The organism is Kiloniella laminariae (assembly GCF_027214005.1).
Taxonomy (GTDB): domain Bacteria; phylum Pseudomonadota; class Alphaproteobacteria; order Kiloniellales; family Kiloniellaceae; genus Kiloniella; species Kiloniella laminariae_A.
Genome location: NZ_JAPWGY010000009.1, coordinates 72,205 through 98,809 on the forward strand (window position 1 = coordinate 72,205; position 26,605 = coordinate 98,809).

General features: G+C 49.2%; 27 protein-coding genes. 20 read left to right on the forward strand and 7 right to left on the reverse strand.

The genetic code is table 11. The features are described 5' to 3' along the window. Positions 1-41: 41 nt before the first annotated feature. The gene (locus O4H49_RS17805) at positions 42-587 is read right to left on the reverse strand and encodes a hypothetical protein (protein ID WP_269424794.1); all 546 of its coding nucleotides are present in this window, start codon (positions 585-587) and stop codon (positions 42-44) included. Positions 588-828: 241 nt separating this feature from the next. On the opposite strand from O4H49_RS17805, the gene O4H49_RS17810 reads away from it, so the two are divergent. From O4H49_RS17810 to O4H49_RS17840, 7 genes are all read left to right on the forward strand, one after another. Further along, positions 829-2,163 carry a pentapeptide repeat-containing protein gene (locus O4H49_RS17810; RefSeq protein WP_269424795.1) on the forward strand — a complete coding sequence of 445 codons (1,335 nt, stop codon included), beginning with the start codon at positions 829-831 and terminating at the stop codon, positions 2,161-2,163. A gap of 97 nt (positions 2,164-2,260) precedes the next feature. Continuing rightward, positions 2,261-2,893 (forward strand): NUDIX domain-containing protein, encoded by a 633-nt coding sequence (locus O4H49_RS17815; RefSeq protein ID WP_269424796.1) that lies wholly within the window; start codon positions 2,261-2,263, stop codon positions 2,891-2,893. A 120-nt stretch (positions 2,894-3,013) separates the two neighbouring features. Beyond that, positions 3,014-4,015: a cysteine synthase A gene (locus O4H49_RS17820; RefSeq protein ID WP_269424797.1), complete on the forward strand. Its 1,002-nt coding sequence runs from the start codon at positions 3,014-3,016 to the stop codon at positions 4,013-4,015. A 223-nt stretch (positions 4,016-4,238) separates the two neighbouring features. Beyond that, positions 4,239-4,949 carry an alanyl-tRNA editing protein gene (locus tag O4H49_RS17825; RefSeq protein WP_269424798.1) on the forward strand — a complete coding sequence of 237 codons (711 nt, stop codon included), beginning with the start codon at positions 4,239-4,241 and terminating at the stop codon, positions 4,947-4,949. A 39-nt stretch (positions 4,950-4,988) separates the two neighbouring features. Next, positions 4,989-5,840 carry a 3-mercaptopyruvate sulfurtransferase gene (gene sseA, locus O4H49_RS17830; protein ID WP_269424799.1) on the forward strand — a complete coding sequence of 284 codons (852 nt, stop codon included), beginning with the start codon at positions 4,989-4,991 and terminating at the stop codon, positions 5,838-5,840. Positions 5,841-5,894: 54 nt separating this feature from the next. Beyond that, complete coding sequence (locus tag O4H49_RS17835) at positions 5,895-7,358, forward strand: MATE family efflux transporter (RefSeq protein ID WP_269424800.1); 1,464 nt, start codon at positions 5,895-5,897, stop codon at positions 7,356-7,358. A 59-nt stretch (positions 7,359-7,417) separates the two neighbouring features. Beyond that, positions 7,418-8,011: a GNAT family N-acetyltransferase gene (locus O4H49_RS17840; RefSeq protein WP_269424801.1), complete on the forward strand. Its 594-nt coding sequence runs from the start codon at positions 7,418-7,420 to the stop codon at positions 8,009-8,011. Positions 8,012-8,018: 7 nt separating this feature from the next. Here O4H49_RS17840 and O4H49_RS17845 read toward each other — a convergent pair whose 3' ends face one another. The 5 genes from O4H49_RS17845 to O4H49_RS17865 all read right to left on the reverse strand — a co-directional run bounded on the left by O4H49_RS17845 (position 8,019) and on the right by O4H49_RS17865 (position 13,398). After that, the gene (locus O4H49_RS17845) at positions 8,019-9,023 is read right to left on the reverse strand and encodes a hypothetical protein (RefSeq protein ID WP_269424802.1); all 1,005 of its coding nucleotides are present in this window, start codon (positions 9,021-9,023) and stop codon (positions 8,019-8,021) included. 149 nt (positions 9,024-9,172) lie between these two features. Beyond that, a complete protein-coding gene (locus O4H49_RS17850) occupies positions 9,173-9,946 on the reverse strand; it encodes an amino acid ABC transporter ATP-binding protein (RefSeq protein ID WP_269424803.1) in 774 nt (257 codons plus the stop codon). Positions 9,947-9,961: 15 nt separating this feature from the next. Further along, positions 9,962-11,074, reverse strand: a complete 1,113-nt coding sequence (locus tag O4H49_RS17855) for an amino acid ABC transporter permease (RefSeq protein ID WP_269424804.1) — start codon at positions 11,072-11,074, stop codon at positions 9,962-9,964. A 9-nt stretch (positions 11,075-11,083) separates the two neighbouring features. Continuing rightward, the gene (locus O4H49_RS17860; protein ID WP_269424805.1) at positions 11,084-12,277 is read right to left on the reverse strand and encodes an amino acid ABC transporter permease; all 1,194 of its coding nucleotides are present in this window, start codon (positions 12,275-12,277) and stop codon (positions 11,084-11,086) included. A 113-nt stretch (positions 12,278-12,390) separates the two neighbouring features. After that, positions 12,391-13,398, reverse strand: coding sequence for an amino acid ABC transporter substrate-binding protein (locus tag O4H49_RS17865; protein WP_269424806.1), 1,008 nt, complete (start codon positions 13,396-13,398; stop codon positions 12,391-12,393). A 491-nt stretch (positions 13,399-13,889) separates the two neighbouring features. Here O4H49_RS17865 and metC point away from each other — a divergent pair, with 491 nt between their 5' ends. The 5 genes from metC (at position 13,890) to O4H49_RS17890 (ending at position 17,442) form a co-directional block, all read left to right on the forward strand. Continuing rightward, positions 13,890-15,095 (forward strand): cystathionine beta-lyase, encoded by a 1,206-nt coding sequence (gene metC / locus O4H49_RS17870; RefSeq protein ID WP_269424807.1) that lies wholly within the window; start codon positions 13,890-13,892, stop codon positions 15,093-15,095. Between the two features lie 70 nt (positions 15,096-15,165). Beyond that, the gene (hisI, locus tag O4H49_RS17875; protein ID WP_269424808.1) at positions 15,166-15,582 is read left to right on the forward strand and encodes a phosphoribosyl-AMP cyclohydrolase; all 417 of its coding nucleotides are present in this window, start codon (positions 15,166-15,168) and stop codon (positions 15,580-15,582) included. A gap of 256 nt (positions 15,583-15,838) precedes the next feature. Beyond that, a complete protein-coding gene (locus O4H49_RS17880; RefSeq protein ID WP_269424809.1) occupies positions 15,839-16,624 on the forward strand; it encodes a response regulator in 786 nt (261 codons plus the stop codon). 91 nt (positions 16,625-16,715) lie between these two features. Further along, complete coding sequence (locus tag O4H49_RS17885) at positions 16,716-17,036, forward strand: peptidylprolyl isomerase (protein ID WP_269424810.1); 321 nt, start codon at positions 16,716-16,718, stop codon at positions 17,034-17,036. Between the two features lie 82 nt (positions 17,037-17,118). Next, a complete protein-coding gene (locus O4H49_RS17890) occupies positions 17,119-17,442 on the forward strand; it encodes a PilZ domain-containing protein (RefSeq protein ID WP_269424811.1) in 324 nt (107 codons plus the stop codon). A gap of 116 nt (positions 17,443-17,558) precedes the next feature. On the opposite strand, the gene O4H49_RS17895 is transcribed toward O4H49_RS17890, so the two are convergent. Next, positions 17,559-18,284 (reverse strand): protein phosphatase CheZ, encoded by a 726-nt coding sequence (locus tag O4H49_RS17895; protein ID WP_269424812.1) that lies wholly within the window; start codon positions 18,282-18,284, stop codon positions 17,559-17,561. A gap of 252 nt (positions 18,285-18,536) precedes the next feature. Here O4H49_RS17895 and O4H49_RS17900 point away from each other — a divergent pair, with 252 nt between their 5' ends. From O4H49_RS17900 to deoA, 8 genes are read left to right on the forward strand one after another with little or no spacing between them, the layout of a single operon-like run. Further along, positions 18,537-19,538: a BMP family lipoprotein gene (locus O4H49_RS17900; RefSeq protein WP_269424813.1), complete on the forward strand. Its 1,002-nt coding sequence runs from the start codon at positions 18,537-18,539 to the stop codon at positions 19,536-19,538. 37 nt (positions 19,539-19,575) lie between these two features. Continuing rightward, positions 19,576-21,219 carry an ABC transporter ATP-binding protein gene (locus O4H49_RS17905; RefSeq protein ID WP_269424814.1) on the forward strand — a complete coding sequence of 548 codons (1,644 nt, stop codon included), beginning with the start codon at positions 19,576-19,578 and terminating at the stop codon, positions 21,217-21,219. Next, positions 21,216-22,340, forward strand: coding sequence for an ABC transporter permease (locus tag O4H49_RS17910; RefSeq protein WP_269424815.1), 1,125 nt, complete (start codon positions 21,216-21,218; stop codon positions 22,338-22,340). Before O4H49_RS17905 ends, O4H49_RS17910 begins: the two co-directional genes overlap by 4 nt. A gap of 4 nt (positions 22,341-22,344) precedes the next feature. Beyond that, positions 22,345-23,319, forward strand: coding sequence for an ABC transporter permease (locus O4H49_RS17915; protein ID WP_269424816.1), 975 nt, complete (start codon positions 22,345-22,347; stop codon positions 23,317-23,319). Position 23,320: 1 nt separating this feature from the next. Continuing rightward, on the forward strand, positions 23,321-23,722 hold the full coding sequence (gene cdd, locus O4H49_RS17920) for a cytidine deaminase (protein WP_269424817.1): 402 nt from the start codon (positions 23,321-23,323) through the stop codon (positions 23,720-23,722). Continuing rightward, entirely contained in the window at positions 23,715-24,533 is an 819-nt protein-coding gene (locus tag O4H49_RS17925) for a purine-nucleoside phosphorylase (protein ID WP_269424818.1), read from the forward strand. Before cdd ends, O4H49_RS17925 begins: the two co-directional genes overlap by 8 nt. Then, a complete protein-coding gene (gene deoC, locus O4H49_RS17930; protein ID WP_269424819.1) occupies positions 24,526-25,281 on the forward strand; it encodes a deoxyribose-phosphate aldolase in 756 nt (251 codons plus the stop codon). The genes O4H49_RS17925 and deoC overlap by 8 nt, the downstream gene beginning before the upstream one ends. Continuing rightward, a complete protein-coding gene (gene deoA / locus O4H49_RS17935; protein WP_269424820.1) occupies positions 25,281-26,603 on the forward strand; it encodes a thymidine phosphorylase in 1,323 nt (440 codons plus the stop codon). Before deoC ends, deoA begins: the two co-directional genes overlap by 1 nt. The last annotated feature ends 2 nt before the right edge of the window (positions 26,604-26,605 follow it).

The window sequence follows — 26,605 nt, forward strand, 5'->3', positions numbered from 1 at the left end:
ACTTGGGTCTCTTCTGGGAATTTCTGGCAGCTGTTCAGGAATCACTTTTTATCAAACAGTGCAGTAATGCGCCTTTGCTGGGTGACATTCAGAGTCGGCCAAATCTTGTCCATATTTTCCTTGGCTTCCTTCGCGCCGGAAAGATAAGCACGCCCGTACCAGATATAGGCAGCTTCCTTGGGATCCATATCCTGCGTCGTTTTGGGCATCATCCCCTGAACATACATCCAGGCCATCAGTTCCATAGCATCCTTGTCACCGGAATCGGCTTGCCTGGAAATCGCCTCCAGGTCCTGTTTGTACAAGACACCACTTTTGATATTTTTTGAGGCCCCGATTTTCTTTTCCAAAAGCTTAGCTGCCTCAAGCAACCGCTGGGCTTCGGCTTGCTTGTTTTGGGTAAGCGTATCCCTGTATTCAGAAAACGAATTCGCAACGTCTACCTGAACAGGCAAATCCGAGCACCAGGCCGGGGGTGTATAGTCCGCTCCGCATTGATCCCAGTGCTGAAGCCTTGCAGCATCAGCCCAAACCGCTGCCGGGGCTTCGACCTTTGCCTCTGCTTCAGTCGCAAAAGCACTGTTCACCTGATTCAACATTAGAATCGAAAGCGACAGCAGGCACAACGTGCCGGAATATGAAAAAGACAACTTCCGCATGGTAGCTGATGATATCACGACAAACCTAAGATTATGTAAACAGCAAAAATAGTTCAAAATCAGTTGAATTACTGACCAGCCAACAGCTTAACACTTCCTCAGCGCCTCTAATAGCCTTACACTTGCCAGTGGGACGGCTTCACGACAAGCCAAGTGAACGGATTATTGAATGAAGGATGAGCAGAAAGGCACACATGAGCGGGTCAACCAGATCTGGGTTGACGATGCCATTGCGCTCCACCGTAAATACCTGGATGGCAGAAATGGCGGCACCCGCCTTTTTCTTTCTTTCAAAAATGCCCGGAAATTAAAGTTTTCCGAACAGATCCTGGATACAGCCGAAATGGTCGGGGCTGAACTCGTAGAAGCCAATTTCCAAAAAACCAGCCTGGCGCGTGTCAACCTTTTTGGTGCCAATCTTGCGAATGCAAACATGAAAGGCTGCTCTCTGGTCAAAAGTGACCTGCGCGGCGTTTGCCTGGAGAATGCGGATCTCGAGAATGCGTCACTTGCTGCGGCAGATGTAAGAAATGGCTTTATCCTTATCCGCAAACCTGATGGAACCTACCTGCCGGTCAAGAATGACGAGGCAACCAGTTTCGATGGGATAAACCTTAAAGACGCAGATCTGAGCGATGCAAAGCTGGGACGCGTAATCGGTCGAAGAACCAACCTGACCAACGTTAATTTTCGCAACGCTGATCTGACTGATGCTGTCATGTCTAATTCAGATGTAAGCGGTTCGATCTTTATTGGCGCCAACCTGACCAATGCAGATTTCAGTGGTTGTGTCTTTCATGGCGCCAATTTGAGTGGTGCAATGCTGAACAACACCAATCTGGAAGGGGCAGATCTTACTGCCGCCCATTTCAGCAACAATGACCTGGGCTATGCGAACACGACCAATACAAGCCTCCCCCGCAGCCTGGAGACACTCGACCATACCTTGCGGGAACTGCTTGAAAGTCATCTGCTCTGGATCAATTCGCTTGGGCAAAAGGGCCGACAGGCTGATTTGACCAAATATGATCTGCAAGCAACTGACTTTGCCGGCATTAACCTGCAGGCCGCAGAACTGTCCTTTAGCAACCTGTCAAACTGTACCTTTCTTGCCAGTCGCCTCAATATGGCCAACCTGACCCATGCCATGGCCCTGAACAGCGATTTCAGCGACACTGACATGCGGGGCATCAAACTTGAAAATGCCAATCTGACCGGGGCCAGCCTGCGCCATGCCCGTCTTTCCCCCATGGTCATTCTTGGGACGCAGGGGCAAAAGGTTGCTGCTAATCTGAAAAACGCATGCCTTGATCAGGCAGACCTGGAAAACGCCGACCTCAGCCATGCGGATCTTTCTGGTGCCCGTCTTCGCCTTGCGAACCTCACCGATACCGATCTCTCTCACACCAGATGCCTGGATGTTGACTTCACCGGAGCAGATCTGCGCACGGCCAATCTCTCAGGCGCTGACTTGCGCGGATGCAAAGGATTAATTTTACCATAAACCAATAACAACACTAATTTTGTGTTAATAATTTATTTTCACACTACATCTTGTAATTTAATCTGCTAGGCCATAGTTTCATCCCATGAAAACGAATGTGAAAACGAATGTTATTGAAACCGGAACAATGAATACAACGGGAACAATAGAGGTCATCGAGAAAACCACCCCTTTCCAGGGGTATTTTCGTATTGACCGCTATCGATTCCGTCACAGCCTGTTTAACGGCGGGTTATCCGGGGAAATCACCCGCGAAGTTTTTGAACGCGGTCATGCTGCGGCGGTTTTGCCTTTTGATCCCAAAACCGGTGAGATTATTCTGATCGAACAGTTTCGGGCTGGCGCGCTGGCTGCCTCCATGCCCCCCTGGTTGCTTGAAGTCATTGCCGGGATTATCGAGGAGAACGAAACGCCCGAAAACATGAGCCACCGTGAGGCTCAGGAAGAAGCTGGCTGTGACCTTGGCAGATTAAAGAAAATCGGAACTTTCCTGATGACGCCCGGCGGCAGTTCAGAGACAATTACCCTGTTCTGTGGAGAAACACTGCGACAAGAACAGCGCAGTTCCTATGGCCTGGAAGAAGAAGGTGAAGACATTCGCACCCACATGATAAAAGCAGAAGATGCGTTCCAGCTCATGCGGGAAGGAGCCATTACCAACGCCATCACGGCTATTGCCCTTCAATGGCTCGAACTCAACCAAAAACAGCTCGTCAAAGAATGGCAATAGAGTTTGACCAGCTGCACAGCAATGGCACATGAAAAAATACCAAGCCATGACAGACGTTAAGACGATAATCGTTTATAACAATTTGAATAAATCAATAACCCATACCAATGGATGACAAAGATGGACATTCGCAACGGTTTTATCGAAAGCATCGGGAACACACCTCTTATACGCCTCAAGCGGGCTTCGGAAGAGACTGGCTGTGAAATCCTGGGCAAAGCCGAGTTTCTCAACCCCGGCGGATCCGTTAAAGATCGCGCCGCCTGGGCTATCGTCAAGGATGCGGAAGAAAAGGGCATACTCAAACCAGGCGGTGTCATCGTTGAAGGCACTGCAGGGAATACCGGCATTGGTCTGGCCCTTGTAGCCAGAGCCCGTGGCTATCGCTGCGCGATTGTTATTCCTGAAACCCAGTCTCAGGAAAAAAAGGACATGTTGCGTCTTTGTGGCGCAGATCTCTACGAGGTCCCGGCTGCCCCCTATAAGGATCCCAACAACTACGTTCACTACTCGCAGCGCCTGGCGCAAGAGCTGGCTGGCAGCGAACCCAATGGGGTGATTTGGGCCAATCAGTTCGACAATGTGGCGAACCGTCAGGGGCATATCGAAACCACCGCACAGGAAATCTGGAAACAGACAGACGGCAAGATTGATGGTTATGTCAGTGCGGTTGGGACCGGCGGTACACTTGCTGGCGTTTCCATGGGTCTGAAAGAGCACAACAAGGATGTGGTGATTGGCCTGGCTGATCCTCATGGCGCAGCCCTGTTCAACTACTACAAACACGGTGAACTCAAATCCGAAGGCTCCTCTATTACAGAAGGCATCGGACAGGGACGCATTACCGCCAACCTGCAAGGTGCAGTGATTGACGAAGCCTTCCGCATCAGTGACGCCGAAGCCGTTCCTCTGATTTTCAAACTCTTTGAAGAAGAGGCCCTCTGCCTTGGCGGCTCCAGCGGCATCAACATTGCCGGGGCCATGGCGCTGGCACGTCAAATGGGACCCGGCCATACGATAGTTACGATGCTCTGTGATCTGGGAACCCGCTATACCAGCAAGCTCTATAATGCAGCCTTCCTGAAGGAACACGGCTTTCCAGTGCCCAAATGGGTCTCCTGATCAAAAAAATCATCACCCGACACCGCTTAACAAAGGCTGCATCATTGCAGCCTTTGTTGTTTCTACGGTGCTGGAAAGAATAAAAACGCACCATTTTTTTGGGGATTAACGCTACACCTTCAGCAGATCGCATGATAACTTTTCCGCTTCTTATGTTGCCAACAGTATCCAACAGCTCTGGCTCGCGGATGTACTCATATCTTTTTACCTACCCGAGGAATCCATGGAGCTTTTATTTTACAAGGATGCCTATCTGAAATCCTGCCGCGCCACAGTAACCTACGCTCAGGAAGGTATTGTCCGCCTGGACAAATCCATTTTTTATCCCACAGGTGGGGGCCAACCTGGTGATCGCGGCTGGATCGAAACGGAAACAGGCGATCGTATTGAGATCATCGAAGCCAGAAAAGGCGAAAGCCATGAGGACATCATCCTGATACTGAAGGAGGACGCTCCCCTCCCCGCTGTCGGAACAAATGTAATAACAGAGCTGGACTGGGACTATCGTTACGGGCACATGAGAATACACAGCTGCCTGCACCTTCTCTGCGCGTCAGTTGTCGGTGATGTTACCGGTGGACAGATCAGTGCCAGCAAAGGCCGACTGGATTTCAACCTGCCTGATACACAGATAGACAAGGAAAGCCTCGAGGCAAGCGTAAACAGACTGATAGAAGAAGATCATCCGATCACCCAGGACTGGATCAGTGATCAGGAGCTTGATGCCAATCCTTCTCTGGTACGAACCATGTCTGTTGCCCCACCAAGAGGGTCTGGAAAGATTCGTCTGGTCAAGATTGGTGCATCTGTCGATCTTCAGCCCTGTGGTGGAACACATGTGAAAAGTACCGGAGAGATAGGTCTGATCAAGATCGGCAAAATTGAAAACAAGGGCAAACAGAACCGCCGCATCAACCTGACTTTTGCGGACTAACCTCTCGCCAGCACGAATTAAGAATAAGGAACAACAAAAATGCACGACGGCCTGTCGCCCCTGGTTTCAACACAATGGCTACAAGATCACCTCTCTGCCCCGGATGTCAGAGTTGTCGACGCGACCTACTACCTCCCCAACGAGAACAAAAATGCCCGGGAACTCTACCAGGCCAGTCATATAGAAAAGGCAGTCTTCTTCGATATTGATGATATCTGCGCAGACGACAGTTCTCTGCCCCATATGCTGCCTTCAGAAATAAAATTTGCTTCCAGGGTACGAAAGCTTGGGCTGGGTGACGGCAACCGGATTATTGTTTATGACCAGCGGGGGCTCTTCAGTGCAGCACGGGTCTGGTGGATGTTCAAACTGTTTGGACACCGGGATGTCGCGGTTCTTGATGGTGGCCTCCCCAAATGGCTCAAGGAATTCCGGCCTGTCGACGACAACAGAGTTTACCCGGAAGAACGTCATTTCACCCCCCGATTCAATAACTTCCTTGTCCGTGACAAGGAACAAATCCTGCGCAACCTGACAACAGGACGAGAGCAGGTTCTAGACGCCCGCGCAGCTGAACGCTTTAGCGGCTCAGTAGCAGAGCCGAGAGTCGGTCTGCGCTCTGGCCATATCCCGGGAAGCCTGAACCTGCCTTTCACCCGTCTCCATCAGGAAGACGGCAGCCTCAAGGCCGTGAGCGAATTGAAAGAGTTATTTGAAAAGGCCGGTGTGGATTACAGCAAACCCGTCATTACCTCTTGCGGATCCGGCGTCACCGCAGCGGTGCTTTCCCTCGGGCTGGAACTTACCGGACACAAAGCGGTCTCCCTCTATGACGGCTCCTGGTCCGAATGGGGGCTCGAAGGAGAAACACCTGTCGAAACCAGACCGTAAGATTTTTTCTACGTCTCCTTCGATCGTTTTGTCCGTCCGCACTATCGGTTACTTATGAAACCTGCCTCCCCACAGCAGCCCCAGACATTAAGCGCCCGTTTTATCTCCGGGAGCATCCTTCGGCATGTCATTTCCATGACCGCAGCAACATCAATTGGCCTGATGTCAATTTTCTTTGTCGAGCTGGCAGACATGTATTTTATTAGCCTTCTGGGGGAGGAAGCTCTTGCCGCTGCTGTTGGTTTTTCCGGGGCCATTACCTTCTTTGTTTTTTCCATCAGCATCGGCCTCTCCATTGGTCTGGCGGCCGTGGTGGCCCGTGTAATCGGTGAAGGCCGGAGCGATCAGGCCAGGCGGACAGTTTTTAACGGGCTTGCTGTTTCTTTTATACTGATGGGCCTTATCGCCCTGCCCGTGTTCTTCTATACCAAAGAACTTCTGATGTTGGTCGGGGCAGAAGGCCAGGCCCTCGACTACGGCATCAGATACATGCAGATCATTGTGCCATCCCTTCCCGTGATCGCCATTGGTATGTCTATGGGGGCTGTGCTCCGCGCTATTGGCGAGGCCAAGGCTTCGATGATCTCCACGGTTGCTGCGGGTGTTATAAATGCACTGCTCGACCCTTTTCTGATCTTTACATTGGATATGCATATCGAAGGTGCGGCCACCGCCACCTTGATTGCTCGCTTGGTGATGGTCGCAATCGCTGCAGTAAATCTGAGTCGATATATGGGAGCCTCTGTTTTCTGGCCACAGGGAGGATTGTATAGTGATATCCTTGCCATTAGCAGAATAGCCATCCCCGCCGCTCTCACCAGTCTGGCAACACCCTTTGCAAACTCCTACGTAACCACATCTGTTGCCCACCATGGCTCAGATGCCGTTGCTGGCCTAGCGATCATAAGCCGGATCATACCTTTCGCTTTTGGGGCAGTATTTGCCCTCTCGGCAGCGATAGGCCCCATCGTCGGGCAAAATATAGGTGCAGGCGCTACAAGTAGGGTGCAGGACTCTCTCAAAAGCTCTCTGTTGGTTATCACAGTTGTGGTTTTTGCCACCTCGATCCTGATGGCTCTTTCTGCTAGTCAGATTGGCGAACTGTTCAGCCTCACTGGATCAAGCGCTGAACTGGTAACATTTTTCTGTATATTTGTTTCCTGGAGCTTCATCTTTACTGGCGCTCAGTTCATTGCCAATGCAACCTTCAACAATATAAATTTGGCCACCTGGTCAACCTTTGCCAATTGGGGGAAAGCAACACTTGGTACGGTTCCCTTCATCTGGTTAGGTGACTATTATGCCGGAGCCAAAGGCATAATTGCCGGTCAGGCCATGGGAGCTGTGATCTTTGGTACGATAAGTTTCATTGTGGCCTATCGGGTGGTTAACCGCCCCGTAAAAGAAAGAGGTCCCCAATATTTTGGCGCCATGCTTCCTGCCGTATTATCACAGTTTGGCTGGCAAAGGTTTCTTGAAGAGCGCTGGCGTGCCGAAGAGAAAAAGCGTGACAAATAATTTTGCCATACCATTTTCATAAACAGTGACAATAGCTGATCAGGCAAAGCGAGTTTAAGATGCCCCCCAAAAAAATCACCCCAGGAAGTACAGCTGATGGGTTTCTTGATGTAACAATCACCTATCTTGAAATGCATACTCGCCCACAGCAATTGATGCTCAATTCCCCCCACAACAACAAGACATCGCTGCTCAAAGCCTGTAAACCTACCACCTCGTTTTATCGCTATCTCTATAATACAGTTGGCTCTCCCTGGCTCTGGTGGGAACGCCGCGTCATGTCAGACGAGGAATTAAAACGCATTATCACCGATGAAGCTGTAGAGATATATGTGCTCTATTTTGAAGGCGTTCCTGCAGGCTATGCAGAACTTGATCGCAGAAAAGAACCCGTAATTGAACTTGCCTATATGGGGCTCATCCCGGAATTTACCGGCTGCAAGCTGGGACCCTATCTTTTGTCTGCCGTGATTGATATCGCCTGGAGTTATGCGCCGGAAAAACTGATCGTCAACACCTGTACGTTAGACCATCCCAAAGCTTTGGGACTTTACCAGCGATGTGGATTCACGCCCGTTGAGCAAAAAACAAAATCAATCTCGGATCCCCGACTGATATCTCTTCCTTCTTTTCAACCGGGAACTGACGGATAAATCTGTATTAAAGCCGCGGAGCCGTTAACAGGCTTTCGTCATTCAACAACTCTTCGGATTTCTTGTCCAGGACAAGCCCTTTGCCGTCTCCAAGATAACGGTTATAAATTTCGCCATAATTACCGTGGCTCTGGATGACCCGATATGCCCATTGTCGATCAAGTCCAAGTGAGCTTCCCAAATCCCCTTCCATCCCCAGCATGGTCAGAAGCACCGAATTCCGTGTAACGGCAGCTGTATTGTCAACATTGTCGGCTGTCAGACCAAGAACTTCGGCCTGCAATAAGACATACCCGAACGAACGGGCAATATTGAGCCACTCCCGATCTTCTGTATCAACGACAATACCCAGAGATCCGCCAGATAAAATTGTCTCCCAGACATGGGGACGGGGAAATGTTCTGCGAATAGCTTTGCGCAAATCGGCCAGCTCAACAGCAGGGAGTGCAACTGCAGTACAACCGAGTTTCAAGATGGAATCTTGAAGTTCAGCAGCTGTCTTATAGGCAACAACACTAAAACTAATCTGCTGTTTTTGGCTAAACACAGCCAAGCCGCTCCGGTACTCTGGCCGAGACAGGGTACAGATACGTTTACCGGCAAGGGCTCCTGCTGTTTTTTGCCCAAACAGACTCATCACCGTCAACCGGTTACCAATCAGTGGTGCCGCCATCAGCTGGGCTGGTTTTTCTTTCTGGCTCGGGGACAGCATCAAAAGATCGACCCGTTGCCCCTGCAGATAAGCTTCTCCTTCTCCTGCAGGGATCGTCACGCTTTTCAAGGCATCTTTATCCCTGAAAAGCGCAAGTGCAAATGCCTGGCACAATTCCTGGGCAAAATCAGCCAGATGATCTTTTTTTGAAAAGGGGAGTATTTTCTTTTCATACCCGCAGCGCAGATATCGCCTGTCTTCAACGTCATCTCGGATCTCGCCAGCGAATGCAACTTCAGAAGCAAGGAAAAAAGCAGCGATTAAGGCTGCCCAAAAGCCCGGAAGATGGATATTTTTCACGATAGAACCCTGATCAAGATACAGATTATAGCCATCCTTCAATGAGAAAGGCCCAAGAATATACTACAGGAACATGTGGCAACAGATAATCGGAATAAAAAAACGGCTGCCACCGGCAGCCGTTCTACTTGAAACAACCGAAAGATTGTCTAGTGGGCCAAAATCTGGCTCAGGAACTTTTTCGTCCGGTCAGATTGCGGATTGTTGAAGAACTCTTCCGGTTTGTTTTCCTCAATGATCTCGCCTGCGTCCATAAAGATGACCCGGTCAGCAACCTTGCGGGCAAAGCCCATTTCATGGGTTACACAAATCATGGTCATGCCGGTATCCGCCAGCTCGATCATTGTATCAAGCACTTCAGCAATCATCTCTGGATCAAGTGCAGATGTTGGCTCATCAAACAACATAACGCGCGGGTTCATACACAATGAACGTGCAATTGCAACGCGTTGCTGCTGCCCACCGGACAGCTGGCCAGGATACTTGTCTGCCTGCTCCGGAATCTTCACACGCTCAAGATAATGCATCGCGATTTCTTCTGCTTCTTTCTTCGGCATCTTGCGCACAAAAATCGGCGCAAGTGTGCAGTTTTCCAAAACAGTCAGGTGCGGGAAAAGATTGAAGTGCTGAAAGCACATTCCCACTTCGCGACGGATTGCTTCGATATTTTTAAGGTTCCCCGTCAGTTCGATATTATCAACAATAATATCGCCCTGCTGGTGTTCCTCGAGACGGTTAATACAACGGATCATCGTTGATTTCCCTGACCCGGAAGGTCCACAAATCACGATGCGTTCCCCGCGACCAACAGTCAGGTTGATGTTCTTAAGGACATGAAACTGGCCATACCACTTGTGAACACCCTTTAACTGGATAGCCACTTCATCTGTTTTCTTTGAAGTTTGGACATTCGTGTTGCTCATGTTAACACGCGCTCCTTATCTTTTATGGCCAGTGTGCAGTTTATTCTCAAGCCAGAGGCTGTAGCGCGACATTGAGAAACAGGAAATGAAGAACAACAATGCAATAAAGGCATAGGTCTCTGGCGCAAGACCGCGCCATTTGACATCGGCAACAGCAACCTGCGCAATACCAAGCAGATCGAAAAGACCAATGATTGAAACCAGCGTTGTATCCTTGTAAAGACCGATGAAGGTATTCACGATTCCTGGAATAACAATGCGCAGGGCTTGAGGAAGGATAATCAGACGCATGGACTGCCAGTAACTCAGCCCCATCGCATCAGCACCTTCGTACTGCCCTTTGGGAATAGCCTGCAAACCGCCACGAATAACCTCTGCCATATAGGCAGAAGAGAACAAAGCCACACCAATCAGGGCACGTAACAACTTGTCGAAGTTCACACCTTCGGGCAGGAACAGCGGCAACATGTTTGATGCCATGAACAGAATGGTGATCAAAGGCACACCACGAATGAATTCGATAAAACAAACACAGAGTGTTCTGACAATCGGCATGTTTGACCGACGCCCCAGTGCCAGTAAAATACCGATCGGCAAAGAGGCAACAATTCCCGTAATACCAAGTACGAGCGTCAGGAGCATCCCGCCCCAGTTCGCGGTATCAACCGTTTCAAGTCCCCAGCCACCACTCAACAGATAGAATGCTGCGAAGGGAAACAGGGCGGAAAAGATCAGAAACATTCCGCGATGCGGAAGTTTATCAAACAGCAGTGGTGCGATAGCAAAAACCATCAGGACAAAAACAATATTAGCGCGCCAATATTCTTCTTGTGGATAAAGTCCATACATAAACTGATGGAAGCGATCTCCGATCACCAGCCAACAAGCGCCACCCTGGGTACAGGCATCCTGAGTATCACCCGTAAAGGTCGCCCCTGTGAAAACCCAGAAGATAACCGCATTGCCAACCTTGTATAGAAAAAAGAAGGCAAGGATTGTGAGGATTGTATTGCCAACACTTGAAAACAATCGGTGCCTCAACCATCCAACCACGCCGATAGAGCCAGGTGGAGGCGGAAGATCCGGATGCTCACCAGGAGCATATTTTTGGTCAGTTAAACTACTCATCTGCCCCTCCTATCTTTCCACCAGGCGAACACGGCTGTTGTACCAGTTCATAAATGCCGAGATTACCAGACTGATTGTCAGGTACACCAACATCGTAATGAAAATAACTTCAATAGCCTGCCCTGTCTGGTTTAACGTCACCCCACCAAATGACTGGACGATATCGGGATAACCGATAGCAACAGCCAAGGAGGAGTTTTTTGTAAGGTTGAGGTACTGGCTGGTCATTGGTGGAATGATCACCCGCAAGGCCTGCGGCAGTATTACCAGTCGCATAGTCCAGCTGGGTTTCAGCCCGAGAGCTTCAGAAGCCTCAGTCTGCCCATGGGAAACAGACTGAATCCCGGAACGAACTGTCTCTGCAATAAAGGCCGCGGTATAAAGCGTCAGCGCAAACCAGAGGGCCGTAAATTCAGGCTTGATTGAAAGACCACCCTGAAAATTGAAACCTTTGAGCTCTGGATAGGAAAACTCGAGAGGAAAGCCGGCAACAATAAACGCCAGTATTGGCAACCCAAGGATTGACACGATACTGGTCATCAAAACGGGATAGATTTTACCTGTTTCATCCTGCTTTTTGTGAGCCCATTTTGAAAAGAGGAAACTGCCGACTATGGCAATGACCAGACAAATTGGAACCAGCATAAAGCCTGCTGTTGGGATCGGTTCAGGTACAATCAGGCCGCGCTGGTTGAGAATAAAGGTATCCCAGATAGAGATGCTCTGCCGTACTGATGGCAACCCAAGAAAGATTGAATACCAGAGCAGGATCTGCAACAGCAGCGGTACGTTCCGTGTTACTTCGACATAACAGTAGACAATTCGGTTGATAAGCCAGTTTGGAGAAAGCCGAAGCACCCCGAGAATAACCCCCAGGATCGTCGCCGCAAATATCCCCAGAATGGAAACCATTAGTGTGTTTAAAAGCCCCACCCAGAAAACCGTGCCATGGGTATCTGTCGCCTTGAATTCAAAGAATGGGGAAATGGCGATATCGTATCCAGCAGGCACTCCAAGAAAATCAAAACCGGTACTGATACCGCGTTTTTCAATATTTGTTGCAGTGTTGAGGATGATGAATAACAGAAAAGCGCCAAACAGACCTATTACAAGAGCCTGAAAGAAAAGCGATCTGAATCGCTGATCCGATAGGAGCGAAGCTCCACCCGACCCACGGGCATTTTGTGCAGTTTCAGCCGACATACTGCCTCCTAAATGCTTATTTTTATTTTATAAAATTAAAGCCTGACTATCTGTAGCAGGGCTGCAACAAGGCAGCCCTGCATCCAGATATAATCAGGCTTTAATATCTCGACTTAGCGCATTGGAGGAGCGTAAAGCAGACCACCATCTTTCCACTGAGCGTTGATACCACGCTCGATGTTCAGAGAGTCGGTAAGGTTTCTCTTGAAAGATTCACCATAGTTACCAACCTGCTTGACGATGTTGTATGCCCATTTAGCATCCAGACCAAGCTGCTCGCCCATGTTACCTTCAGCACCGAGAAGACGCAGGATTTCTGGGTTCTCGGAAGAAAGCATTTCATCAACATTCGCAGATGTAACACCAAGTTCTTCAGCAATGATCATTGCGTTCAGAGACCAGCGGGAAATATCGCCCCACTGTTGATCGCCATGACGTACCAGAGGACCGAGAGGCTCTTTGGAAATAATTTCTGGAAGAACGATCTGATCAGCTGGTGCTGACAGCGTCGAACGCAGTGAGTAAAGGCCGGAAGCATCAGTTGTGTAAACGTCACAACGACCTTCATCATATACTTTTGCGCCTTCTTCAGCAGTAGCTACAGGAACAGTCTCGTAGCTCATGCCTTTGGAGCGGAAGTAATCGGCAAGGTTCAGCTCGGTTGTTGTACCGGTCTGAACACAAACAGAAGCTCCGTCGAGTTCAGTCGCGCTGGAAACACCGAGACTTTTGTTAACCATGAAGCCCTGACCGTCATAATAGTTCACACCAGTGAACTCGAAGCCAAGGTTGACATCACGGGAGAATGTCCAGGTGGTGTTACGGGAAAGCATATCAACTTCACCAGCCTGAAGAACGGTGAAACGCTCTTTAGAAGTGGTAGGAGTATATTTTACTTTGGAAGCATCACCAAAGACAGCTGCTCCAACGGCGCGGCATACGTCAACGTCAAGACCTTCCCACTCGTTCTGAGCGTTAGGAGCAGCAAAACCAGGCAATGGTGTTGCTACGCCACACTGAAGGAAGCCTTTTGCTTTGACGTCATCTAGAGTACCAGCCTGAGCTGCTGTGGACATCGCTGTGGCTGCTGCAGCCGCAAAAAGGACTTTTCCGAATTTCATTTTTTGTGTCTTCCCTGCTGTTTAACACGTTTATTTTTGTTTAATGCGTCAGGATCTAGTTGCCCCGATTTTGTTCGTTACCGGCATACGACTTGATCGCCGACGTAATAAACATACCCATACCAGTAACCTAAACAAGCCTTTCCGAAAACCGCCTTTTTTGCTTTGTCAGGATACAATTTTTTCTTGATTTCATTTTTTTATTAAAAATCAAAAGACTAGAGACAAAACCAGATAATTATCTTTAAAATTTTCTTTTCCTGAAAATCTTTTTCGCGCCCCAGTTATGGTTAATTTCTTCTATTAGAGACCTTTTTATGTCTAACACCACCATCTGAGGATTCCCGCATCAGCCACTTTTTCAGAGATAAAGACTCTGATATTTTTGCAAAACGGGGCGCAAAAAAACGACACAACGCTTGCCAAGACCGATGCCAGAAAGGATGCTGCATCAAAATGACTCCCCTTAGTATATTCTCCCGAGAGCACGCATGACTGGTACAGCTTCATCAAAAGACCCCTCCAAAAAATTTTCCCAAACGACCCGAGTGACACAGCTTGGACGTGATCCTCAACAGAACTACGGCGTGGTTAACCCCCCTGTATATCATGCATCGACCATCCTCTTTGACACCGTCGAGGAAATGGAGACACGGGCGGCAATCAAGTTTGAAAAGGGAACGCTCAATTATGGCCGCCAGGGGACGCCTACTATTTTCTCCCTGGAGAATGCAATTGCAGAACTGGAAGGGGGGTACGGCGCTTTTGCCGTTTCCTCAGGCCTTGGGGCAATAACCACAGCCATTCTCAGTGTTGTTCAGTCTGGCGATCATATACTGGTTACAGATTCTGTTTATGCTCCGACCCGCTTCTTCTGCAACGATGTACTTAAAAGAATGGGCGTAGAAACGACATATTATGATCCGCTGATCGGAGGAAATATATCGTCTCTCATCAAAGAAAATACTCGACTTATCTTTACCGAAGCTCCAGGTTCGCACAGCTTTGAAATGCAGGATATTCCTGCAATTTCACAGGCTGCACATAACAAAGGCATCCTTGTTATGATGGACAACACCTGGGCGACACCTCTGTTTTGCAAATCCTTTGATCTCGGCGTGGACATCTCTGTTCACGCGGGAACCAAATACATCGTCGGCCATTCCGATGCGATGCTTGGGCTGATTGTAACGACAGAATCCTGTTACCAGAAAATAAAGGAAACCACCTTTCATCTCGGCCAATGTTCTGGCCCGGATGATGTTTATCTGGCACAACGCGGCTTGAGAACAATGGCTGTACGCCTTCGCCAGCATCAGGAAAGCGCGCTTGAGATTGCCAGATGGCTTCAACAGCGCCCCGAAGTTTCCCGCGTTCTCCACCCTGCCCTTCCTGAAGATCCTGGTTATGCTCTCTGGTCACGCGACATGACCGGTGCCTCGGGTCTCTTCAGCATTATCCTCAATCCAGTAGATAAAGCTGCGGTCAATGCCATGGTAAATGATCTGGATCTATACGGTATCGGATATAGTTGGGGCGGGTACGAAAGTCTGATACTGCCAAGTAATCCAAGTTCAATTCGTACAGCAACCAAATGGTCAGCAGAAGGCCCCCTGCTCCGGCTTCATATCGGCCTTGAAGACACAGACGATCTTATTCGCGATCTCGAAGCCGGCTTTAAAAGAATGGTCAGATAACAAGGATTTGGTCAAAGATCCCGTTAGAATGATCTGGACCCAAAGGTCCGAAACTGAAGGATAACAACTTGTGCCGACAAAAATAGACGACGCTACACTGGTAACAATTCTTGCCCAGATCAAATTTGATGAGCAGGGACTTGTTCCTGCCATTGCACAAGATCATGAAAAAGGGGATGTCGTCATGATGGCCTGGATGAATGCCGAGGCCATACGTGAAACACTCCAGAGTGGCAGAGTTTGCTACTGGTCCCGCTCCAGGAAAAACCTATGGAAAAAAGGGGAGACATCAGGACAGCATCAGGATCTGGTGAATTTCCTGATTGACTGCGACGGTGATACTATTCTGGTTAAAGTCAGGCAGCACGGAGTTGCTTGTCACACAGGCAGACGCAGTTGTTTTTATAGATCCGTAGATGCCAAAGGTACGATTAAAGAAATCATGGGCGTCACGGTTTCTCCGGAAACTCTTTATTCCGGTTCTTAATAAAGTTCTTAATAAAGGCAAAGACAGTTTCCCAAAAACAGGCTGGCATCAATGAAGTATGGCAGCCTGTTTTTTTACGAAGCATCAGTATCTCCCCGCCCCAGATATGCAAACGCGCCTTTTCCCTGGAGTTGTAAAAATTAAAGAAGCCCGGTCTTCTTAAAAAATCTAGCCAGATCAAGGTATTTTAGCAGAGCATTAACCCATTGGGGTTATCTTGTGCTGGAAATATTATGAATATTTAGGTGGTAGATTGATGAGTAATAAATCAGGTTCAGTGATCAGCGAAGAAGAAGCAGACAAACTTGCCGAAAGCGAAATGCTTGATGAAGCAAGGGATGTCGCCTCCAATCTCGAGCTTACACTTCAACAGGTTCGGACCGGTCATATCGATGGCAAGAAGGCGGCTGAAAAACTGGTCCAGGATTCGTCGAACCTGCGCTTTAAAGCAAAGTCAGTAAGTATTCCCGGTTTTGCAGCCATAACCCATCGTCTGGATGAGTATCTGGGCGGGGTTACGGAACTCCAGCCACAGCACATTAAAGATCTCCAGACTTATAGCGACCGGATTCTTGCTCTGCTGGATGGCGAGGATCTCCCGCAGGCAACCATTGCCGAAGTTGTGCGGAGTATGCCGCACAAAAGTACATTCAATGTTGAAGACATTGAAATCACCAACACTGAGGTCCTTCTGGTCATTCCCCAGAAAACAGCAGGGAAAGTCGTTGCAAGAGAGCTGGAGGCCTGCGGATACCGTGTAACTTCGCTAACCGACCCTCTTGAAGCCATCACAATGGTACTGGATACGCGCCCCGATCTGATTATCACCTCCATGGTTATGCCCCGACTGGGCGGCGCTGATCTGGCTTGTGCGCTCAAGGCAATGCCATCAACCAGGAATACCCATGTTGCGGTTCTCACCAGCCTGACACCGGATCACCCGGACATGCAGGCCCTGCCCATGAATGTCGGAGTCATCCGTCGGGGGAACACTTTTGGTGACGATCTCGCCGATGTTCTGCACAAATTTAATATAACATAATTTAAAGTCACCATTGATCATTGAGATCCGCACGTTATGTTCAGGGCATCGTCCCCCGCCTAACGTGCGGTTTTTTTTATGGAGAAAAATTATGTCTGACCAGGTACGCGCATCTCACATCCTCCTCATGTACGAAGGATCAATGCGTTCTACTGCTACCCGCACAAAAGCCGAAGCTGAAAGCTTGATGACTGATCTGAAAAACCAGATCGATAATGGCGCTGCTTTCGCCGAGCTCGCAAAAGAAAATTCAGATTGCCCCTCTTCCCAGGAAGGCGGAGATCTCGGTCATTTTGGCCCAGGTATGATGGTTCCCGAGTTTGAAAAAGCTACCTTTGCTATGGAACCTGGCCAAACAAGTGATCTGGTAGAAACTGCTTTTGGCTTTCATCTGATCCAGCGGACAGAATAAGAAAATTAACCAGTAGCAAACCAAAATCAGGTTATAAGCAGGACAAGCAAGAAACAGATTTAAGCCATACAGGAGGGAGAAGATGGAACCAAACGCAGCAGATCGCCGCGACTACACCCGCCATCCCCGGAAACTGAAGGCTCTTGTTCTTCTTGACGATTCCTGGCAACCAGCGGAATGCAAAGATATATCCGGAAGCGGAATACGCTTTAAAACAAAGGCGCGACCAGAAACCGAGAAGATGATCGAGATTCATGTCGACAGTCTTGGACGTTTCGAGGGTCGGGTAATCCGGCATGTAGCAGATGGTTTTGTTGTTCAACTGAGCTCATCGCCCATCATCAAAGAGCAGCTGGATGAAGAACTGGGCGAGCCCCAGGAAACCAGAATTACAGATAAAACCTGATTTATAGATGCGAGAAAAGCGGCATTTCTGCCGCTTTTCTCGTTTCCGGAAGACATTTCAGACAAAATCTCTGACTTCAGAAGCAGTCCGCCAGGCCTTCTATTTCTTATATCTCTCTAATCAAACAACGCATCAATATCGTCCTGGGTAATCCCCTCGTTGGCTGCAGCCGGACCATTCATGAGCTGATCATCGCCATCGCGTCCATCCTCGACCCCTACTGGCAAATCAACAAAGGCTTCAACACCCCAGATATTGATCATGGCAACGATACGATCTTCGATAAAACGCAAGGTATTGATGATTTTGGTCATCCTTTGACCGGTAATATCCTGAAAGTTTGATGCCTCAAGAATCGTGATCACGTTACCGGCAATTTTTTCGCAAGCCGTCTGCACATCAGTATCATCGTGCAACAACCCGGAAAGTTCATTGACAATATGTTCAATCTTCTCGTTTGCATCCAGGATTGCGTTTGTCGCCGACTCTGTCGCCATGACGATTGCATCAAGCTCATTAGTTGACTTGGCAAAAGGATTGTCGACATCATCAGGATGCTTGATTGCCGCAATTTCTTTTTTTGTCTTGCCGATCATTCTGACCATCTGCGCGATTTCAAGACGCACATCTTCGGCATCGTTGAAACTTTTTGTTGCTGCAGCGGTCTCTGCTGTTGGACGCACGGCCACATTGGACTGCTTAAGCGCAGTTATTTCCTGGCGAAGTTCGTTGATCGCCTCAAAAAGGTGCATATTCGAAATAGCGGCATCAGGTGGCAGTCCCCTGCGGAGACGAACCCCCCGTTCAGCTGCATATTCCTTCTTAGGCTCAATTTTATTCATATTCAGGCTCCAACAAATACCCCCAAAATCGTTGCTTACCTTAAATCAACAAACTTAATGATTTATTGAATAGCGACAAAATAGTGCAATTAAACCAATAAAAATTTTGACCAACTGAACAAATTTTTATCCTGTACGAGAACGATTGGTTGAATATTCCGGTCTTTTAGATCAACATATTCGCCGGACTCCGGTGTGAATCCGGTAACGACAACTTTTGAAATGAAAAATAACAGGGATGGGACTCTCACAATGAAGAAGCTGTTCCAGACGGCTGCTGCGTCACTCATTGCTATGGCTGCGGCAACCTCTTACGCAGATGAAATCAAACCTGCCGTTGTCTTTGACATGGGCGGCAAGTTCGACAAATCCTTTAACGAAGGCGTCTACAACGGCGTTGAAAAATTCAAATCCGAAACCGGTATTGAATACAAAGAATTTGAGGTTACAAACCCCTCACAGCGCGAACAGGCCATTCGTAAAATGGCCCAACGTGGCTCCAACCCGATTATTGGCGTTGGCTTTGCTCAGGAAGCAGCGATTGCAAAGGTTGCTCAGGAATACCCTGATATCCACTTTACAATTATCGATGCTGTCGTCGATCTTCCCAATGTGCAGTCCGTTGTCTTTAAGGAACACGAAGGATCTTTCCTTGTTGGTGTTCTAGCTGCAATGGCTTCGGAAACCAATACAGTAGGCTTTATCGGCGGCATGGATATTCCGCTGATCCAAAAATTTGCCTGTGGATATGCGCAAGGTGCAAAATATGTCAAAGGCGATGCCAGTGTCCTGAGCAATATGACCGGAACAACGCCCTCCGCCTGGAATGACCCTGGTAAAGGCAGTGAACTGGCCAAGAGCCAGTTTGACCGCGGGGCAGACGTCATTTTTGCTGCAGCCGGAGGAACTGGAATTGGTGTTTACCAGGCAGCCAAAGATGCCGGGAAACTGGCAATCGGTGTCGATTCAAACCAGAACCACCTTCAACCCGGCACGATGCTGACCTCCATGACAAAACAGGTTGATGTTGCGGCCTATAATACTTTCAAGACCGCAATGGAAGGCACATGGAAACCGGGAATTCTTTCTCTTGGTCTGGCTGAGAACGGCGTGGATTGGGCTCTTGACGAGAACAACAAATCTTTGATCACCGATGAAATGACAGCCAAGGTGAAAGAGGCACGCGAAGAAATTGTCGCCGGTAAAATCTCTGTTCACGATTATATGGAAGACAATAGCTGTCCTTCCTTGTAATCGCTGATTTATCCGTAACCATAATATTAGGTTTCGCATGACTGTTGAACAGATCGCGACCAGCAGGTCTGATGTGGCGGGGGGGCAAGCAGCCCCCCCAACCACAAGTAAAACCCCCGCTATCGAACTCAAGGGTATAAGCAAGAGTTTCGGTCCGGTAAAAGCCAATCAGGATGTTGACCTGAAAGTTCTCCCGGGAACCATCCATGGCATCATCGGCGAAAATGGCGCCGGAAAATCGACACTGATGAGCATTCTCTATGGCTTTTACGAAGCCGATTCCGGGGATATCTTCATTTGCGGAAAAAAACAGGATATTCGTTCTTCTAAAGACGCAATATCTGCTGGAATCGGTATGGTTCACCAGCATTTTATGCTTGTGGAAACGTTTACTGTTCTCGAAAATGTGATGCTCGGCGCCGAAGGCGGCAGCCTGCTGAACAAAAGCAGTACTCTAGCCAGAAATGAACTGCTCAGGCTCTCGCAAGAATATAGTCTCGCAGTTGATCCTGACGCATTGATAGGTGAACTTCCTGTTGGCCTGCAACAGCGTGTAGAAATTCTCAAGGCACTCTATCGGGGAGCCGAAATTCTTATCCTTGACGAACCCACAGGAGTTCTCACCCCACAGGAAACAGAACAGCTCTTCAAAATCCTGGATATTCTCCGCAGCCGTGGGGTCAGTATTATCCTGATCACCCATAAACTGCAGGAAATCATGGCGATCACGGATCGGGTATCCGTTATGCGCGCAGGCACTATGGTTTCGGAAAGAGAAACCAAAGACACGTCAAAGAACGAGCTCGCAGAACTGATGGTTGGCCGGAAGGTATTGCTTGAGGTCACCAAAGACGAGGCCACTCCCCAGGAAACCCTGCTTGAAGCAAAAGAGATTAGTTACAGGGATGAAGATGGCATTCTGCGACTGGACAATGTGTCACTTACCCTGCGTGCCGGAGAAATCGTCGGGATCGCCGGTGTTTCCGGTAATGGCCAAACAGAGCTTCTAGCAGCCCTGAGTGGTATCTGTGCCCTCCATCAGGGCAGTATTACCATTGGGGATCGTGAGATTACCCCCGATTCCCCCAGCTCGGCCAAAGAAATCAGAGAGTTTGGTGTCGCGCATGTCCCGGAAGACCGCCATCGAATGGGTATGGTCACCGCTTTTGACGCCAAAGAAGTGGCCATCATGGGTTACCATGAAGACAGCGCCTATAATGGCGCCTTTCTGATGAACGAGAAAGCAGTCGAAAACCATTGTCGCCAGCTAATGCAGGAATACGATGTTCGCCCCGAAGATCCCAACCTGAAATCAGCCAACTTCTCTGGTGGTAATCAACAGAAGCTGGTATTGGCCCGGGAAATGGACCGCGCCCCCAAAATCTTGCTGGTTGGTCAGCCCACCCGTGGAGTAGATATTGGCGCGATCGAGTTCATCCATAAAAATCTGATAAAAATGCGGGATGCTGGCAGCGCCATTCTTCTGGTTTCAGTCGAACTGGAAGAAGTCCTTTCCCTCAGTGACCGCATTATCGTGATGTTTGAAGGCCGAATTGTTGGTGAGGTTACCGCCAAGGATGCTGATGCCTGCCAGTTGGGTTTGTTAATGGGCAATGCTGGCGCGGAAGAAAAAAGAAATTCCTCAAATAACACAATAATGACCGGGGAGCTTTCTGAATGAGCAGCCCAAACAAGAACCTGCCTGGCTGGATTGATGTTGGCTTGATCCCGCTGATCAATATCTCTCTGGCTTTTCTGGTTTCAGGATTTGTCATCTGGCTTATTGGGGAAGATCCCATTGAAGCCGTCAAAATTATGATTAATGGTGCTTTTGGATACGATGAAGCCCTTGGCTACACGCTGTATTACACCACAAACTTTGTCTTTACCGGTCTTGCTGTTGCCGTGGCTTTCCATGCCAGCCTGTTCAATATTGGTGGCGAAGGGCAGGCCTATATAGGTGGTCTGGGCGTTGGCTTGTTATGCCTTTTGCTTGATCAGTATTTTCCCTTGTGGTTGATTTTGCCGCTTGCCATCATTGCCTCTGGTCTCTTTGGTGCGGCCTGGGCCTACATCCCGGCCTATCTCCAGGCCTATCGTGGCAGTCACATTGTTATCACCACCATAATGTTCAACTTCATCGCCGCAGCGTTGATGAACTATCTTCTGGTCAATATCCTGATCGCTCCCGGATCCGGATCACCAGAAAGCCGTGTCTTTGAAGAGACCGCCTGGTTGCCCTTCATGCACGAGATTTTCGCCTGGTTTGGGGCTGAAATTACTCGGAGTCCTCTCAATCTTTCAATTGTTCTGGCTGCAATTGCCTCTGTTTTTGTATGGTTTTTTATCTGGCACACCCGTTGGGGTTACGCCATCCGTATGCTCGGACACAATGAAAACGCCGCGCAATATAGCGGCATAGATACCAAGCGGGTTATTATCGGCACCATGTGTCTTTCCGGGGCCCTGGCCAGCTTTGTCGGTATAAACGAAATCATGGGTGTGCATCATCGCATCCTGCTTGAATTCACAGCAGGATACGGCTTCACCGGGATTGCCGTTTCGCTAATGGGGCGGAACCATCCGATAGGTATCATCATAGCAAGTCTTCTGTTTGGTGCCCTCTATCAAGGAGGCGCAGAACTGGCCTTTGAAATACCAACGATCCAAAAAGAAATGATAACGACAATTCAGGGCCTTGTTATTCTTTTTTGCGGTGCGCTTGCTCTTATGATCAGACCGACACTGGAACGGCTGTTTAGCAACTTTACTCAAAACAACAAGACAGCAGTAGTGGAGTAAGATAATGGACGATTTCTTTCTCCTTTCCCTTTCCACCCTTGATTCCACTCTGAGGCTTTCCACGCCACTTATCCTCTGTGCCATGGCCGGGATTTTTTCAGAGAGATCAGGCATCATCGACATCGGCCTGGAAGGAAAACTGCTTGCCGGTGCTTTTGCAGCTGCAGCAGCGGCGGCCTACAGCGGATCGGCAATGCTTGGTCTCACAGCAGCCATTTTCACTTCTATAGCTATGGCTTTACTCCATGGCTTTGCCTGTATCACGCATAAAGGCAACCAGGTCGTCAGTGGACTAGCCATCAATATACTGGCCTCTGGACTGACTGTTACCTTTGGTATTGCCTGGTTCCACCAAGGCGGACAAACACCTAATCTCAGCGGTGACGCCCGTTTTTCTCCTGTCACCCTCCCGGGAGCAGAGATCATCAGAGAAGTTCCCTTTCTCGGCCCGATCTACACGGAATTGCTGAGCGGTCACAATCTTCTGGTCTATGTTGCCTTCCTTGCTGTCCCCCTCACCTGGTGGATACTCTACAAGACACGATTTGGCTTGCGACTACGGGCCGTCGGCGAAAACCCTCAAGCTGTTGATACAGCGGGGATCTCGGTGACGTTTCTCCGTTACAGGGCAGTAATTTGTGCCGGAATTCTCTGCGGTATTGCAGGGGCCTATCTCTCCACGGCTCACAACGCTGCTTTTGGCCGTGAAATGTCTGCCGGACAAGGTTATATCGCCCTGGCAGCGATGATTTTCGGCAAATGGCGTCCGGTTCCGGGGCTTTTAGCCTGTCTTCTCTTTGGCTTTCTTAATGCTCTCGCCTTTCGTCTGGAGGGTGTTTCTGTCCCCGGCATTGGCCAAATTCCAGTACAGTTGATGCAATCACTCCCCTATGTGTTAACAGTGATTCTTCTGGCTGGCTTCATCGGCAAAGCCATTGCGCCCAAAGCCATTGGCCGCCCTTATGTCAAGGAACGATAGAATGACCAAAGACGACATTCTCTCTACCCTCACCGAAACCATGAAGCGGGCTTACGCTCCCTACTCAAAATTCCATGTCGCGTCAGTCATCCTCAGCAAAAGCGGGAAAAGCTATAGCGGCTGTAACGTCGAAAATGCGGCTTATCCTCTGGGGACCTGTGCTGAAGCTGGTGCCATAGCCTCCATGGTTCAGGGCGGCGACAGAGAGATAAACGAGATTTATGTTATGGGATCAGGGGATGCGCTTGTGACGCCTTGCGGCGGTTGTCGACAGAAAATCCGGGAGTTTGCCACACAACAAACCCGGATCCATGTCTGTGGCCCCGAAGGCATTCGTAAAAGCTATACGATGGACGACCTGCTTCCTGATTCATTTGGCCCTCATAATCTGACACATGACTGATATTACAAAATCAACAGAAATTATCCGCTCAGCCCTGCAGGGAACCAAGCCCCAGGTTGCAATTGTCCTTGGATCCGGCTTGGGACCTCTTGTCGAAGCTGTTGAGAACCCGACGACTCTGTCGTACGAAGCTCTCCCCGGGTTCCCGCGCCCTTCAGTCGAAGGCCACAGCGGGAGTCTGACACTGGGACAGATCAATGGCGTTGATGTGTTGGTTTTTCAAGGTCGGAGCCATTATTATGAAAATGGTAACGCAAGTGGTATGCTGACCGTGATTGAAGTGATCCGTGCGCTTGAATGTCCTCAGTTGATACTGACCAACGCCGCAGGCAGTTTAAATAAAGACGCTGGCCCTGGCAGTCTGATGCTGATTACCGATCATATTAATTATTCAGGGTTATCACCCCTGATTGGCGCCAGAGGCAATGACCGCTTTGTCGATCTGACGGATGCCTATGATCCTGCAATCAGAAAACGCCTGAAGCAAACGGCCCGGGAACAGCACCTGACCCTGCATGAAGGGGTTTATATGTGGTTCTCCGGTCCTAACTTTGAAACTCCGGCAGAAATTCGTGCCGCAGGAATTCTGGGCGCCGATGCTGTCGGGATGTCAACAGTACCGGAAGTCATTTTGGCTCGCCGGGCCGGGATCCCGACCGCAGCTCTTTCGATTATCACCAATTATGGTGCAGGTATGAGCGACACGGCGCTGACCCACGAGCAGACAATGCGCAATGCGAAAATCGCAGCAGATAATCTGATCAAGCTGATACGCTGCTATCTTGAAGATTTAGGAAACACACATGACTGATACTGCAAAACTTGCCCTGAGTCTGCTTGATCTCACCAGCCTCTCTGAGAGCGACACAAAAGAGAGTATCCGTACACTCTGTGCAAAAGCCGTTACTCCTTTTGCACATGTTGCCGCCGTTTGTGTCTACCCGCAGTTCCTTTCGCTATGCCGTGAAACCCTCGATAATACCGGCGTTAATTTTGCTGCAGTCGCAAACTTCCCCGCCGGAAACGAAGGGCTGAAAGCCGCAATCCAGCAAACCCGGAAAATTATCGAATTGGGCGGCAACGAAGTTGATGTCGTTGTGCCTTATCAAGAGTGGATTGCCGGAAACAAAACCAGTTCTCCTGACCTGGTAAAAGCTTGCAAAGACGTTTGTGGTGCCAATGTTTCCCTCAAGGTTATTCTCGAAAGCGGGGCTTTTGCCAACCAAGCCGAGCTTTATGAACTAAGCCAGGCCAGTATTTCTTCCGGTGCCGATTTCATCAAAACCTCGACGGGTAAAACAGATGTATCAGCAACATTGGAAGCCGCACAAACAATGCTTGAGGCCATCCGCGACAGCGGGAAAGCCTGTGGCTTCAAGGCATCTGGCGGCATCCGCACCCATGCACAGGCTGTAGAATATATGGAACTGGCATCAAAAATCATGGGGGAACATTGGATTTCGCCAGAAACTTTCCGCTTTGGTGCCAGTGGCCTCCTGAATGATCTGTTGTCAATCCTTGGCCACAAGGAACTGGCGGCTGAACAAGGCGGATATTGATGTATCTTCCCCAAGAGATCATCCGAAAAAAACGGGAAGGCGAAAAACTTACCCCGGAAGAAATCTCTTTCTTTGTACAGGGAATTACCACAGAAACTGTCAGTGAAGGGCAGATAGCCGCACTGGGCATGGCAATTTTTTTCAAGGGGATGTCTCTTCCGGAAACCATTGACCTGACTAAAGCCATGATCGCGTCCGGCCAGACGATTACCTGGCAAGAACTTTCAGATCTGGGACCCGTTCTCGACAAGCATTCAACCGGTGGGGTCGGCGATAAATTAAGCCTGATGCTTGCCCCCATTATTGCTGCCTGTGGCGGTTTTGTTCCCATGATCTCGGGACGTGGACTTGGTCATACGGGTGGAACACTGGACAAACTGGATTCCATTCCCGGGTACAAAACCGACATAAGTATCGAGCACTTCAAGAAAGTTACCCGAAAGGCAGGCTGTGCCATTGTCGGGCAGACTGCGAATCTTGCACCGGCAGACAAGCGATTCTATGCGATCAGGGACATCACTGCCACAGTGGAATCCATTCCCCTTATCACGGCTTCAATTCTCTCCAAAAAGCTTTCCGCAGGTCTGCAGGGACTGGTGATGGATGTCAAAACGGGAAGTGGTGCCTTTGCCAAGTCATTCGAAATGGCAGAAGCCCTTGCCCAGAGTATTACAGATGTTGCGGCTGGCGCCGGATTACCGACCTCTGCATTGATCACTGATATGAACCAGGTTCTGGGTACAACAGCAGGAAATGCCCTCGAAGTTCAGGAGGCCGTGACGTACCTTTCCGGAGAAAATCATCATGGTCACCAGCATGAGATTGTTAAGGCCCTCTGCGCTGAACTCCTCCTGATTGGTGGTTTGGCCCGATCTCCTCAAGAAGCCGAAGACAAGATCAAGGAAGTGCTGGAAACAGGCGCAGCTCTCGCAAAGTTTGACGAAATGGTTCTCGGTCTGGGAGGTCCCAAAAATTTCTGCGCTACAGCAGATAAACATCTGACCAAAGCAGCCGTAGAAATAGATGTATTCATGAATGCAGAAGGCTATCTTGGCGCTATGGATAGCCGGAAGATCGGGCTTGCCGTCGTCTCCCTCGGTGGAGGTCGAACCGCAGCTGGGCAACAGATAGATCACTCGGTTGGCTTCAGCCATATTCAACCTGTCGGAACAATAATTGACCCGCGACAACCATTGGCCCGGGTACATGCCAAAACAAGGGAAGCAGCTGAAACAGCGGCTCGTAATTACTGCTCCTCAATTACGGTATCGGATACTTGCCCCGCGATAACAGCACCTGTTTTGAACAAGATACAGAGTTAAAA